General features: G+C 72.6%; 7 protein-coding genes. 3 read left to right on the forward strand and 4 right to left on the reverse strand.

All coding sequences use genetic code 11. The features are described 5' to 3' along the window. Positions 1-261: 261 nt before the first annotated feature. The 4 genes from OG965_RS22920 to OG965_RS22935 form a co-directional block, all read right to left on the reverse strand. The gene (locus OG965_RS22920) at positions 262-510 is read right to left on the reverse strand and encodes a hypothetical protein (protein WP_371653946.1); all 249 of its coding nucleotides are present in this window, start codon (positions 508-510) and stop codon (positions 262-264) included. A gap of 77 nt (positions 511-587) precedes the next feature. Further along, positions 588-4898 (reverse strand): polymorphic toxin type 17 domain-containing protein, encoded by a 4311-nt coding sequence (locus OG965_RS22925; RefSeq protein ID WP_371653947.1) that lies wholly within the window; start codon positions 4896-4898, stop codon positions 588-590. Next, positions 4895-5287: a hypothetical protein gene (locus OG965_RS22930; protein WP_371653948.1), complete on the reverse strand. Its 393-nt coding sequence runs from the start codon at positions 5285-5287 to the stop codon at positions 4895-4897. The genes OG965_RS22925 and OG965_RS22930 overlap by 4 nt, the downstream gene beginning before the upstream one ends. Before the next feature lie 149 nt (positions 5288-5436). Then, on the reverse strand, positions 5437-6948 hold the full coding sequence (locus OG965_RS22935) for an FAD-binding oxidoreductase (RefSeq protein WP_371653949.1): 1512 nt from the start codon (positions 6946-6948) through the stop codon (positions 5437-5439). A gap of 250 nt (positions 6949-7198) precedes the next feature. On the opposite strand from OG965_RS22935, the gene OG965_RS22940 reads away from it, so the two are divergent. From OG965_RS22940 to OG965_RS22950, 3 genes are all read left to right on the forward strand, one after another. Next, entirely contained in the window at positions 7199-8629 is a 1431-nt protein-coding gene (locus OG965_RS22940; protein WP_371653950.1) for a PLP-dependent aminotransferase family protein, read from the forward strand. Positions 8630-8709: 80 nt separating this feature from the next. Then, the gene (locus OG965_RS22945) at positions 8710-10425 is read left to right on the forward strand and encodes an alpha/beta fold hydrolase (RefSeq protein ID WP_371653951.1); all 1716 of its coding nucleotides are present in this window, start codon (positions 8710-8712) and stop codon (positions 10423-10425) included. Positions 10426-10780: 355 nt separating this feature from the next. Further along, entirely contained in the window at positions 10781-13867 is a 3087-nt protein-coding gene (locus OG965_RS22950; protein ID WP_371653952.1) for a BTAD domain-containing putative transcriptional regulator, read from the forward strand. Position 13868 lies beyond the last annotated feature (1 nt).

The raw sequence follows: 13868 nt of genomic DNA on the forward strand, positions 1-13868 counted from the left end.
GATGTGATCCCGATCACAAGTCGCCATTGAGGCCGAGCAGGCCATTCCCGCAGCACAAGCAGCGTTGTTAGTGTTGCCCACAGCCCGATCGCTGGTGCATCCCCCGTCGCCAGCGGTCGGGCGCTTCCGTGTCCTGCGTGAATTGTGAAGCGCTTTTCTGGACGGCGGATAACTGGCCTACACCAAGGCAATAGCCAGCTGTAGTGGTCGGCCTCGGAGGCAAACGCCCGGGCGCCGGGCGGCAGCGCTCCTACGAGTTCTCTAGTAGTAGTCCTCGTGCTTGCGGTCCTGGCCCGTCGGGGTCAGTTCGTGGCGTTCGAACTGCACCGTGTAGTCGTAGTCGTCCACCATGACCGCGTAGGCGGGGGGAACCTCGGGGTCGCGGGGTTCGGTGATGCCGAGGATCGCGCCGAGGCGGCCCGCCAGTTCCGGGCGGCGCGGGGAGTGGGTGATGCGCACTTCGGCGTAGAAGTGGAACGCGTCTTCCGGGGTCTGTTCGGTCTGTTCCATGGCGGTCATTCCGTTTCCTGCTGTCTCTGTCTCTGTCTCGGCGCCTGCGTCGTCCACTGTCTCACCGGGCCCTGGACTCACTTGTGTGTGATCTCTCCGTCCAGGGAGACGTTCAGATGGCTGCCGTCACGGCTCAGCCAGCCGAGCTGGGCCTTGCCCTTCTTGCTCAGCTGTACGTCCCACTCGAACGGCTGGCCCGCGGTGCGCGACGGCCCCTTGATCCACTCGTTACCGAACCGGTCGATGTAGCCCTTCCGCGTTCCCCGGGGCAGGCCCGAGTTCACGTTGACGTCCTGCGACGGTACGAACCGGATGCGGCCGGAAGTCGGCAGCTGGGCCTCCTTGATGAGCCCCTTCACCCCGGTCCGGGGCTTCTGCGTCGGTACCGGCTCGTCGCACGTCTTCAGCCCCAGCGGGTCGATCATCGACAGCGGGGTGTCGACGTATCCGTGGTGGTTCGGCGCCGGATCGAGCCCGAGGGGGTCCGCCGACAGATAGCGCGCCGTTTCCGGGTCGTAGTAGCGGAAGTAGTTGTAGTGGAGGCCGGTTTCGGGGTCGGCGTACTGGCCGGGGAAGCGCAGGGGGCAGTCGGCCGTGCCTTCGTCCGGGGCCGTGGAGTGGCGGGCGCCCCACAGGACGTGGTGGTGCTGCCACGCCACCTCGCCGTCGGGCGAGACCAGTTCGGTGGGGGTGCCCGCGGTGTCGGTGATGACGGCGTGGAAGCGGACGGTGCGGTCGGCGGTGGTGTCCTCGGCCAGTGACGACAGGAGGGACGTTCCTCCGGTACGGACGAGAGGGCGGTGATCGGTCTGGGTGAGGGGACGGTGGGAGTCGGAGGCGTAGTCCCAGGTGGTGACCCGGCCGTTGGGGGCCGTCTGTTCGGCGAGGCGGGTGTCGTCCCAGGTGAAGTCGGTGCGGTCGGCCGTCGAGCCGTCGTCGAGCAGCCGGTACTTGGCGATGCGGCGGCCCATCGGGTCGTACGCGTACTGCCAGTGGTCCCCGTCGGGGGTCACCGCCCCGGTGAGTCGGTCCTCGGCGCTCCAGGCGTAGGTCCAGCTCCGGCGCTGCCCGTTGAGGAGCTTGCGGGTGCGGCGGACCATGCGGCCCTGGGCGTCGTGCTCGTACGTCGTGCTCCCGGACCGGCGGATCAGGGTGCCCTCGAACTCGCGCTCGCCGGTGTGCTCGCCGGTGGCTTTGCCGCCTGCCTCGCCCGTGGCCTCGACGGCTGGGGCGGCGGCACGGGTCAGGTTGCCCGCCGTGTCGTAGGCGTACGCCTCGGTCCAGCCGTGCGCCCGGACGCCGGTGACCCTGCCGGCCGGGCTGGTAGCGAACCTCCTCGTCCCCGAGGTCAGGTCGCGGATCTCGGTCAGGTGGCCGTCGGCGCGGTAGGCGTAGGTACGGTGCTGGAGGAGGCGGTCGGCCGGGTCCGAGCGGGCGGTGAGGGACTGGGCGGCGAGGCGGCCCGCAGCGTCCCAGTCCTGGTGCAGGGTGACTCCGTCGCCGATGCGGCGCGACGTCTCCCGGCCGGCCGCGTCGTACGAGAAGGTCAGCGTGCCCGCGTCCGAGGCCAGTTCGACCGCGTGACCGGTCGAGCTGTACGACCAGCGCGAGACCAGCCCCGACGGGGTGGTGCGGCCGACGAGCCGCTCGCCGGCGTCGTACTCGTACGTCGTGGTGCGGCCGTTCACCGTCTCGGCCGTCACCCGGCCGAGCGCGTCCCGGACGAGGGTGACCTCCGCGTCGGCGTTGACCGCGCGGATCAGATGGCCGGCCGGGTCGTAGGCGTAGGCCGTGGTCTCGTCCGCGGAGGAGCGCTGTTCGGTGATCCGGCCGAGCGGGTCCCGGGTGAAGTGGAGGGATTCACCTGCCCCGTTGGTGCGCGAGACCAGTTCGCCCGCCGCGTTGTAGGTATAGCTGAGGGTGCGGCCGTTGAAGTCGGTCTCCGCGGTCGGGCGGCCCGCTTCGTCGTAGGTGTAGGTCCAGGTCAGGCCCTGTGCGTTGGTGACGCCCGTGAGTCTGCGCTCGGTGTCGTGGGTGAAGGTGTAGGTGGCGCCCTCGGCGGTGGTGTGGGTGGCCGGGACGTCGAACGGGGCGGGGGTGTGCCGGGTGGTGTGGCCGGCCTGGTCGGTGTGGGTGAGCGGGTTCCCCTCGGCGTCCCAGGTCCACGACTCGGTGGTGCCGTCGGGGTGTTCGCGCCGGGCGGGTTTGCCTTCGGTGGTCCAGGTGGTGCGGGTGGTGTGGCCGAGGGGGTCGGTGACCTCGGTCGGGCGGCCGAAGGAGTCGCGGCGGACCGTCGTGGTGTGGCCGAGTTCATCGGTGATCGCGGCGGGGAGGCCGGCCGGGTCCGGGGTGATGCGCCGGGTGCCGCCGAGGGCGTCGGTGACGGCGGTCAGCCGGCCCGACCCGTCCCAGCTGTGGGTGGTCGAGGCGCCCAGCGGGTCGGTGGTGGTGAGGAGGTTGCCGAGTTCGTCGTAGGTGTGGCGCCAGGTGGCCCCGCCGGGTTCGACCACCTCGACGGCCTGGCCGAACCGGTTGTAGGCGGCGCGGGCCACCGAGCCGTCGGGCAGGGTGAGTTCGGTGAGGTTGCCGTGGTCGTCGTAGGCGTACCGGGTGGTGCGGCCGAGGGGGTCGGTGCTGGTGAGGGGATTGTCGCCGTACTCGTCCCACTGCGTGCGGGTGGTGTGGCCCAGCTGGTCGGTCTCCTCGACGACCAGGCCCTCACTGTTGTAGCGGTGGCTGGAGGAGTGCCCCAGCGAGTCCGTGTACGTGGTGGTGCGGGCCACCTCGTCGTAGGTGAGCGTGCCGGAGAGGATGCCGTCGACGCCGTCGGTGCGCACCACCCGGCCCTGGGCGTCGTACACGTAGGAGAACCAGGTGCCGTTGCGGTCCGTCCACCGGGTCATACGGCCCTGGTCGTCGTAGGCGAACGTCAGGGGCTCGCCGCTGGAGTTGACGACCTCGCTGAGGTTCCCGGCGTCGTCGTATCCGTACCGCATCACCACGGTGCCCGCGTCCGGGGGGAGTTGGCCGGTGTAGCGGTCGGGGGCCCGGTCCAGCAGGCGCAGGGCGGTGATGCGCGGGCCGTGGGAGTCGACGGCGAGGTAGTAGCCGCCGGAGTGGCGGATGCCCTCGGGGACGCCGCCCGCGTTGCGCTCGACGTCGACGCGGGCGCCGTTGCGGTCCTGCCAGGCGTCGATGGGCAGGTGGAAGACGCCGGGGGTGGCGGAGTTCAGCGGGGTGCTGAAGGAGCGGACCACGCCGGTGGCCGGGTCGGTGATCGTCATGACGCCGTCCGGCTTGCCGTCCCACTCCAGCGGCCAGCGGGCGCCCTTGACCGGCAGCACCGGCTCGCCGGGAGCCGGCACCGGGTAGACCAGGCGCATGCCGTCCGCGCCCGCGAAGACGACGCCCTCGCCGTCGATCTGGACGCATTCGTCCAGGGTGGAGATCCAGGTCGGGCCGAAGCACACCCCGCCCCGGTAGGAGGACAGATGGGTGCGCTCGAAGACGAACGGCAGCGAGGCGGGCAGCGACAGGTCGGTCTGCGACATCAGCATCGCCCCGGTCGCCACGTCGATGGGCTCGCCCACGCACCGGGTGCGCTCGCAGTTGCGGGCGGCGGGTCCGAGCTCGACCAGGTCGGGGCGGAGCGAGGGCGGGCGCAGCATGAACGGCGTCGGGTTGGTGAACGCGCCCTCGACTCCCGCCTTGATCACACCGCTTCCGGCGCCCAGCGCCCCGCCGTAGATCATGCCGTCCTTGGCGGCCTGGTTGATCTCGTCCAGGCTGAAGCCGTCCTGCAGACCGGTGGCGATCTTCAGCGGCTGGGCCACGGCCAGGTCGACGGTGACCGACTCGACGCCGCCGAACGCGGCCGCCACCAGCGTCCCCGCCGCGATCTCCGCCACCGTGGTGGAGACCGCGACTCCCAGGGTGGCACCCATCTCGATGATCACGTCGGCGGCCGCCACCGCGGCCCCCGAGGCCAGGCCCGCGGTGAAGAAGGCCAGGGCGATCCCGCCGGCGATGATCGCCGCGTCGATGCCGATCTGCGTCCACAGCTTGGTGATCGCGTCGTCCACCGCGTCCGCGAACTTCTCCAGCCCCTCCGCCATCTTCCGCGACGACTTGGCCAGATCGCTCAGCCAGCCCGCGTCCTTGTCCTTGGCGTACCGCTCCCAGAAGGTGGTGAAGGTCGCGATCGCCTCACCCTGGTTGTTGTGGATGAGCGAACTCGCCGTGTTGTTCACCGGGGTGCGTACGTCGTCGACCGCGTCCGCGAAGGTGCGCCAGGCCTGCGCCGCGTGCCGCAGGGTGCCCGAGTTCGCGTCCGGCCACCACATGCCCAGCTTGAGCAGGACCTTCTTGGCCTCGTCCTCGATGCTCACTCGCCACCGTCCTGCGGGCCGTCCTTGGGGCCGTCCTTCGGCTTGACCTTGGCGAACATCCCGGCGATCAACTCGTCGTTGTCCACATGCCCGTCCGACATGTCGATCATCGCCTCGTGAATGCTCGTCAGCCCGAGCACCAGGATCCCGGCGCCACGCTCGATCGCCGTCTGCTGCGGCTCGTACGCGTCCCCGAACGCCTTGCCCTGCTCGTCGTCGCCCCACGGCTTGCCGAAGCCGTCCAGCGCCTTCACCAGATTCGTCAGCGCGGTGCTCAGGTTCTTCGCCTGTTCGTGGAAGACCGGCGCCGACAGCTTCAGATCCGCCGTCTTGATGTCCAGAACCTTGCCGTCGTCGCCCACCGGCACCTTCCCCCGTCGATCCCGCACGCGCCCCTGCGATCCGCGCATGCCATCCCTCGACCGTAGGAGGCCAGGGTCATGAGATCGCAAAGCGGAGGTCGTGGGTACGTAACGAAAGGCCAGGTCGGATCCGCTCCGACCTGGCCTTTACGGGGTCAAATGACGTACGGGTGACGTCAGTCGACGCCCTGTGCGAACGAGAACACGCCGTACGGGTCGTACTTCGACTTGACGTAGGACAGGCGGTCGTAGTTCTCGCCGTAGTACGCCGTGCGCCAGTCGGTGAGGGCCGGGTCGATGAAGTTCTGGTAGGACTCGCCCTTCGAGATCGGGTTCACCGCGGTGAAGCCGTTGTCGACGAAGCGCTGGCCGGAGGCGAGCTGGTCGCCGGAGAGGATGCCGAAGGCGAACGTGTAGTACGACATCAGCAGGGTGCTGTCGCGGTGGACGTACGCCGTCGAGGTGCGCGGGACCTTGTTCGCGGCGCCGCCGAGCGCCATGATCTCGAACTTGTGGAAGTGGCCGGCCGTGCGCTCGGTGTCGAAGACGCCGACCAGACGGGCCCACTCGGTCTCCGAGGGCGACCGGCTCAGCAGCCGGCCGCGGCCCAGGACGTGGCCGAACGGGGCGAGCTTGCCGTTCGCCGGGTCCCAGGTGTTGTTGTGGCACTGCTGCTGCGAGTAGGTGCCGCAGCCGAAGATCTTCATCATCGCGGACTTGTAGGTGTCCGTGTAGACGTTCTGCTGGATCGGGGCCGCGCCCGTCAGGGCGATCAGCCGGGCGATCTCGGTGTCGAACTCCGCGCGCGTGCCGATCGAGGTGACGAGCAGCGTCACCAGCGGGGCGTTGCCCGCCGCCGAGTCGAACAGGTCGATGTTGGAGCGGCTGCCGAAGGTGGTCGGCGCGTTCTCCAGCCACTGGGTGAGGCCGTGCATCGCGCCGACCGCGTGGTCGTAGGTGAACAGCAGCTCGGCCACGTTCAGGTTCGGGACGGCGGTCGGGGTGACCGTGTACTGGGTCACGATGCCGAAGTTGCCGCCGCCGCCACCGCGGATCGCCCAGTACAGGTCCGGGTTGGAGGTCGGGGACGCGGTGACCTGGCGGCCGTTGGCGAGGACGACCTTCGCGGAGGTCACCTTGTCCTGGCCGAGCCCGTGCTGGCGGGTGAGCAGGCCGACGCCGCCGCCCTGGAGGAAGCCGCCGAGCGCGACGGTCGGGAACATGCCGCCCGGGATGGCCAGCCCGCTCGCGCCGAGGCCGTTGACGACGTCGACCAGCTGCGTACCGCCGCCGACGGTCGCCGTGCCGGAGCCCGCCGTCACCGCGTTCAGCTTCGAGACGTCGATGACCAGGCCGTCGGTGGTGGAGTAGCCGCCGCCGCTGTGGCCGCCGCTGCGGGCCGTCACCGGGATGTCGTGGTACTCGGCGAAGATCAGGCTGGTCGTCACGTCGTTGGCGTTCGCCGCGTACACGACGGCCTGCGGATTGGTGAGGCTGTACTGGCCGTACTCGACGGTCTTGGCCGCCGCGTACGAGGAGTCGGACGGCAGCACCAGCGTGCCCGTCAGATTCGCGCGCAGCCGGTCCCATTGGCTCGTCGTCGTGGCGGTGGCGGTGGTGAACCCCGACAGGGACAGGGCCGCGGCTCCGGCGCCCGCCATCCCGATGAACGACCTGCGATTGATCATGCCTTGCTCTCCCCTGTAGGCCTCGTTGAGCGCCGAGCGGTCGGAATCCTGCCACGGATTCCGGCCGGCGGGTGGGGCAGTTGGCCAGTACGGCGTGACCTCGACTGTCACTCAAGTACCGCTGGAGCTGGGGTTGTTCGTGATGCGGAGGGTTCGCCGCCGCGTTCAAGTGTGGAGCTTGACGTGGCCCGCGGCCTTGTCCGCGCCCCCTAGGCTGAACGCGTAGCGACCACGTACAAGGCGGGTGTTCATGGCGGACTCATGGGTCAATTCCGCGGAGCGGATCGGTGCCGACCTCCATGTGGAACTGGCCGGATCCGGCAGTCGGCGGGCCGCGCTCATCCGCGCGCTGCGGTCCGCCGTCCAGGACGGGCGGCTCGCACCCGGGACCCGGCTGCCCCCGTACCGCTCGCTCGCCGCCGACCTCGGCCTCGCCCGCAACACCGTCGCCGACGCGTACGCCGAGCTCGTCGCCGAGGGATGGCTGACCGCGCGCCAGGGCTCGGGCACCCGGGTCGCCCCGCGCGCCGAGCCCGTACGGGCCGCCCGGGTGCCCAAGAAGGTGCCGCGCCGGACCGCCGTCCCGGCGCACAACCTGATGCAGGGCCAGCCGGACGCCGGATCGTTCCCGCGCGGCGCCTGGCTGACGGCCGCCCGCCGCGCGCTCAACGCGGCCCCCAACGAGGCGTTCGGGCCGGGAGATCCACAGGGCCGCATCGAGCTGCGCCGGGCCCTCGCCGGGTATCTGGCGCGGGTGCGGGGCGTACGGACCACGCCCGACCGCATCGTGATCTGCTCCGGCTTCGCCCACGCCCTGCGGCTGCTCTTCGACGGCGAGGTGCTGCGCGGCCCGCTCGCCGTGGAGTCGTACGGACTCGCCTTCCACCGCTCCCTGCTCGCGGCGGCGGGTGTACGGACCGTGCCGGTCGGGCTCGACGAGCAGGGTGCGACGGTGGCGGAGCTGGCGCAGCGGCCGGCGCTCAAGGGCGTACGGGCCGCGCTGCTCACCCCCGCCCACCAGTTCCCGACCGGCGGACCGCTGCACCCCGAGCGCCGCGCGGCCGTCGTCGACTGGGCGCGCGCCCGGGGCCGGGTGATCCTGGAGGACGACTACGACGGCGAGTTCCGCTACGACCGCGAGCCGGTCGGCGCGCTGCAGGGGCTCGATCCCGAGCGGGTCCTCTACATCGGCTCGGTCAGCAAGAGCCTGTCCCCGGCGGTGCGGCTCGGCTGGATGGTGCTGCCCGAGCAGCTCGTCGACCCGGTGCTCGCGGCCAAGGGCCAGCGCGAGGCGTGGGCGAGCGTCCTGGACCAGCTGACCCTCGCGGACCTGATCGAGAGCGGCGGCTACGACCGGCACGTGCGGCGGATGCGGCAGCGCTACCGGGGCCGCCGCGACCAGCTCGTCGCCGCCCTCGACGAACACGCCCCGCACATCACGGCGGCCGGGATCGCGGCCGGGCTGCACGCCGTGCTGAGGCTGCCGCCGGGGACCGAGCGAGCGGTCCTGAAGGCCGCGGCCTGGCAGGGGATCGCGCTCGACGGGCTCGCCGGCTACCGCCACCCGGACGCGACGATGCCGGGTGAGGACGGTCTGGTCGTCGGCTATGCGACCCCGCCCGACCATGCCTACCAGGCCGCCCTCGACGCCCTGTGCCGCGCGCTGCCTCCGGCGCCGTGACTTCGGGGACCTCAGGGACTTCGGGGACTTGAGGGACTTTAGGGTGGACGGTACGGCGATCACGAGGGGGAGTGGCTGAAGTGGCCGAAGTGACGGAACTGGTCGGGGAGTTCGACGGGGAGCGGATCAGCTGCGCGGTGGCGGAGCCCGACGGGGTCCCCTCCGTCACGGTCGTCCTCCTGCACGGCGCCGGAATCGGCGACAAGGCGCGGCTGGCGGAGCTGGCGGAGGACTTCCGCTCCCGTGGCCACCGCGTCCTCGCCCTCGACTTCTCCGGGCACGGCGCCTCCAGCGGTGACCTCGCGGAGCTGAGCCTGGAGCGCCGGTTCCGGCAGGCGCGAGAGGCGATCGACGCGTACGTTCCGCCCGGCCAGAGCCTGGTCCTGACCGGCTTCAGCATGAGCGGCCAGACCGTCGCCGATCTGGCCGCGCACTACGGTTCCCGGGTCGCGGGCATCGGGCTGTGCGCGCCCGCCGTGTACGCGGACGCGGCCTGGTCCGAGCCGTTCGGGGCCGAGCCGGGAGCGCCGGGGACACCGCCGGGGGCGCCCGTCTCGCGCTTCACCGAGATCCTCCGTACGCCCGACAGCTGGCGCGGCTCGCGCGCCCTGGACGTCTTCCGGGCGCTGCGCACCCGGGTGGTCCTGGCCGTACCAGAAGTGGACGAGATCATTCCGTACGCCGTCACGGAAGCTGTGGCGCAGGCGCTGGCCGCCGGGAACGAGCCCCGCTTCACCCGCCTCGCCTTCAAGGGCGCGCACCACCGGCTCGGGGTGTGGTTCAGGGAGCACCCGGTCGAGCGCGGCCGGTTCGTGGACGCGGTCCTGGACGATCTCGGCGCGGACGGCTGGGAGCTGACCCGCCGCTGGGCCGACAAGTCACTGCCGGAGGGCGAGCGGGTACGGGACGCGGTGGCGCTGCGGGGCGGGTGGACGTCGCAGATGCGGCTCGTCCGTACGGAAGACGCCGACGATGTAGGTACAAAACAAGCCACTCCCGTACGCGAGTTGGTGCTGCGCTCCTTCGCCAAGCCCTTCTACCGGCGGCACGCGGGCGGTCTCCTCGCGCGCGAGGCCGCAGTGCTCGGGCTGCTGGCGGGGACGGACGTGCCCGCGCCCGTACTCGTGGCGGCCGACCCGCAGGGCGAGCACTGCGACCATCCCTCGCTGCTGATGACCCGCCTGGACGGCGCGGTCCGGCTCGACGAGGACGGTCTGGAGCGGCGGATCGGGCTCCTCGCACGGCAGTTGCTGGACATCCACGGCGTCCGGGTGGCGGAGGCCGACCGGCCCCGGGAGTACGAGCCGTGGACCTCCGCCGACCGGGTGCGCGTCCCGGCGGACACCCGGCGGCCCGACCTCTGGCGCCGGGCGGTCGACGTCATCCGGCAGCCGCCGCCCCCGTACGAGGGGTGCTTCCTGCACCGGGACTTCCACCCGGGGAACGTGCTGTTCAGCGGCGCGGGCGACGGGCTGCGGATCAGCGGGGTCGTCGACTGGGTGGAGACGTCGTGGGGTCCGGCCGCGCTCGACGTGGCGCACTGCTCGACGGCGCTCGCGCTGCTGCACGGGGCCGGGGCCGCACGGGAGTTCGTGGCGCGGTACACCGCCGGGGGCGGACGGCTCGGCGGCGGGCTGCTCCACTGGCAGCTCCTGGACGCGCTGGCGTACGCGCCGGACGCCGAGAAGGTCGCGGGCCCGTGGCGGGAGCTCGGGCGCACGGACCTGACGCCCGAGCTGCTGACCGGGCGGCTGGAGGAGTACATCGCGTCGCTGCTCGACGGAGAGGCCGACTAGGACGCTCGGGCGGCCCAAAGGTAGTACGCGCTCGTAAAATTGGCGCAAAATCGCTGGCGCCGGTCAGTGGTCGTCCGACGTCGCGGAGCAGGCGCGGACCGAGCGGTGAAGAGGCGTCCGGGGACGCGGACAGGACGAGGTCCCCGGGCACTCACCTGGGATGCCCGAGGACCTCTCTGTCCTTCAGATCCGTTCCGACGGCGACACTCCCCCGAGTGTGGTTGTCCACCGAGCGCCGGCGGACCGGATCCGATGGAAAGATCTAATCAGCGCCCACCAACAGATCGCTAACATGTGGCCAACGGTCAACGGGGCAGCCGGTGGACGGGCATGGGGGAAACCGGTGGAGGTCGGGGTGTGTGTGCGATTCGGCCTGCTCGGCCCGCTGACCGTGGAGGGCGAGCCCGTCGGCAGCGGCAAGGTCCGGTCACTGCTCGCCGCTCTTCTGATGCGGCCCGGCCGGGTCGTCCCCAGTGACGATCTGAAGCTGGCCCTGTGGGGCGGCGAGCCGCCCGCCTCCGCCACCGCGTCGCTGCACAACCACGTCGCCCGGCTGCGGCGGCTGCTCGACTCCGAGGACCGGGTACGCGCCGTGCCGCCGGGATACGTGCTGCGGGTCGATCCGGGCGAGCTCGACACCCAGGTCTTCGAGGCCCACGCGCGCGTGGCGCTCGCCGCGCACAACCGGGGCGACTGGCCGGCGGTGGCCGAGGAGACCGCCGCCGCCCTCGCGCTGTGGCGCGGCGCGCCGCTCGGCGGGCTCTACGACCCGGCCGACGGCGAGCCCGCCCTCGTCCAGCGGCTCGGCGCGACCCGGCTGCTCGTCCTGGAGTGGAAGTACGAGGCGGAGCTGCGCCTCGGCCGCCATGAGGGGATCGGGCCGGAACTGGCGGCGCTGACCGTCGCGTTCCCGCTGCGCGAGGCCTTCCACCGGCAGCTGATGCTGGTGCTGCACCGCTCCGGGCGGCAGGCGGAGGCGCTCGCCGTGCACCAGCGGCTGCGCCGCACCCTGGTCGAGGAGCTGGGCGTCGACCCGGGGCCCGCCGTCCAGGAGGCACACCGGGAGATCCTGCGGGAGCCCACCCCGCGCGCGGAGCTGCCCGCCCCGGCCCAACTGCCGCCCCGGCCGGCCCATTTCACCGGCCGCGACGACCTGGTGGCGCAGCTCTGGACCGCCCTGACCCAGCGGCGGCGGCAGCCGGAGGCGCCCGCCGGGGCAACCGCGCCCCCGAGCACTCCCGTAGGCACCCCATACGCCGTGGCCCCCGCCTACCCGGCCGCCCTCGCAGCCCTCACCGCGCTCGCCGGCCCGGTCGCCCCGGCGCGGCCGGGCCGCGTCCCCGCGCCGCCCGAATCCGCCGCCCGGCACGAGAGCGCGCCCGCCGCCCCCCTCGCCGTGATCACCGGCATGGCCGGGGTCGGCAAGAGCGCGCTCGCCGTCCATGTGGCGCACGCCCTGCGCGAGGAGTTCCCCGACGGACAGCTGTATCTGAACCTGCGCGGCGCGACCCCCGGGCTCCCCCCGCTCCCGCCGATCCAGGCGCTCGCCGCGCTGCTCAACGCGCTGGGCGTCGACTCCCGCAACGTTCCCGACACCCCCGACGCGGCCGCCGCGCTGCTGCGGTCCCGGCTCGCCCCGACCCGTACGCTCCTCGTCCTCGACGACGCGGCCTCCGCCGCCCAGGTGCGGCCGCTGCTGCCCGCCGGGGACGGCTGTGCGGTGGTCGTGACCAGCCGGTCGCCGCTGGCCGCGCTCGACGGCGCGACGCGCTTCCCGCTCGCCCCGATGACGGCCGCCGAGAGCCTCGGCCTGCTCCGGGCGATCTCCGGGCGCCAACTGGCCGACGGCGCCGCCAGGCTGGTCGAGCTCTGCGGACGGCTGCCGCTGGCGCTGCGGGTCGCGGCCGCCCGGCTCGCCGCCCGCCGCGCGCTCAGCCCCGACGCGCTCGCCGGACTCCTCGACGCCGAGGACGGGCGCCTCGACCACCTGGAGTACGACGACCTGAGCGTGCGCCGCTCGCTCGCCGTCGCGCTCGGCGCACTCGACCCGGACGCGGCGCTCGCGCTGCGCCGCCTGGGAGCGCTGGACCTGCCCGCGTACGAAGTACCCGTCGTCGCCCGGCTGATGGGCCTGCCCGAGCAGCGGGCGGGCGCTGCCCTCGACCGCCTCGTCGAGGTGGCGCTCCTGGAGGAGATCTCGTACGGGCGGTACGCGCCGCACGACCTGGTCCGCGACTTCGCCCGTGAGCTGGCCGCCCGGGACGACGGCCGGGAGGCGGCCGTCGAGCGCGGGCTGCGCTGGTACGCCGAGGCCGCCCGGCAGAGCAGCCTGACCCTGGCCCCGCCCGAACGCGAGGGCCCCGCGCGCGTACCCGAGCCCATCGGGGACGCCGCCCCCTTCCCGGACACCGCCGCCGCGCTGGCCTGGGGGGACCGCGAACTGCCCGCCGTAGTGACGCTCACCGAGCGGTACGCGCGCTGCTCACCGACCGTGTTCCTGCTGGTCCGGGCCTACTTCAGCCATCTCCAGTACCGGGGCAAATACGCCGCGCTGCGCCACCTCAACCGGTTCGTCCTGAGCGCCGCCCGGACGAGCGGCGACCGGATCGCGCAGGCGCACGCACTCGGGGACCTGGCCGGGGCGCACTTCCTGGCCAGCCGCATCGAGGAGGCGCTGGCCCTCAACGACGAGGCGATCGCGCTCTGGCAGGAGCTCGGGGAGCGGGGCCGCACCCAGCGCACCCTCGCCAACCGCGGCATGCTCCTGGAGCGGCTCGGCCGGCACGCCGAGGCGGCCGAGCCGCTGGAGCGGAGCCTGGCCCTGACCCGCGAGCTCGACGACGCCTACGGCGAGGCCATCATCCTCAGCCACCTCGGCAACCTGCACGAGCACACCGACGCGCGCGTGGCCATCGCCTACCACGAGCGCAGCCTCGCGGCAGGCTGCCGCATCGGCAGCGAGCTCCTGGTGCACACCGCGCACTGCAACATCGGGTACGCCCACCTCACCCTGGGCGAATGGGCCGCCGCCGTCGGCCACTTCGAGCGGGCGCTGCGGATCCTCGGCGAGCAAGGCGACTGGCACGGGCGCTCCCAGTCCGGGGTCGGCCTGGTCCGGGTCCTGGGCGAACTGGGCCGTACCGACGAGGCGTACGCCGCCTGCGCGGACCTGCTGGACCAGGCCGTCGAGCGGTGCGACGCGTACACCGAGGGGCTGGGCAGGCGTGAATACGGCCGCCTGGAGCGGTCGCGCGGCCGTCTCGCGCAGGCGCGGGTCCAGTGGGAGCTGGCCCTGACGGCCCTGGAGGGCGGCGACCCGAAGGCGTACGCGGAGGTGGCGGAGCTGCTGGCGGAGCTGGACGCGGGGCCGGACGCGGGTCAGGGCGCCGGGGTGGGCGCGCGGGAGGACGGGGAGGGGCGGGTCGCGGCGGAAGCCGGGTGAA

The organism is Streptomyces sp. NBC_00224 (assembly GCF_041435195.1).
Lineage (GTDB): Bacteria > Actinomycetota > Actinomycetes > Streptomycetales > Streptomycetaceae > Streptomyces.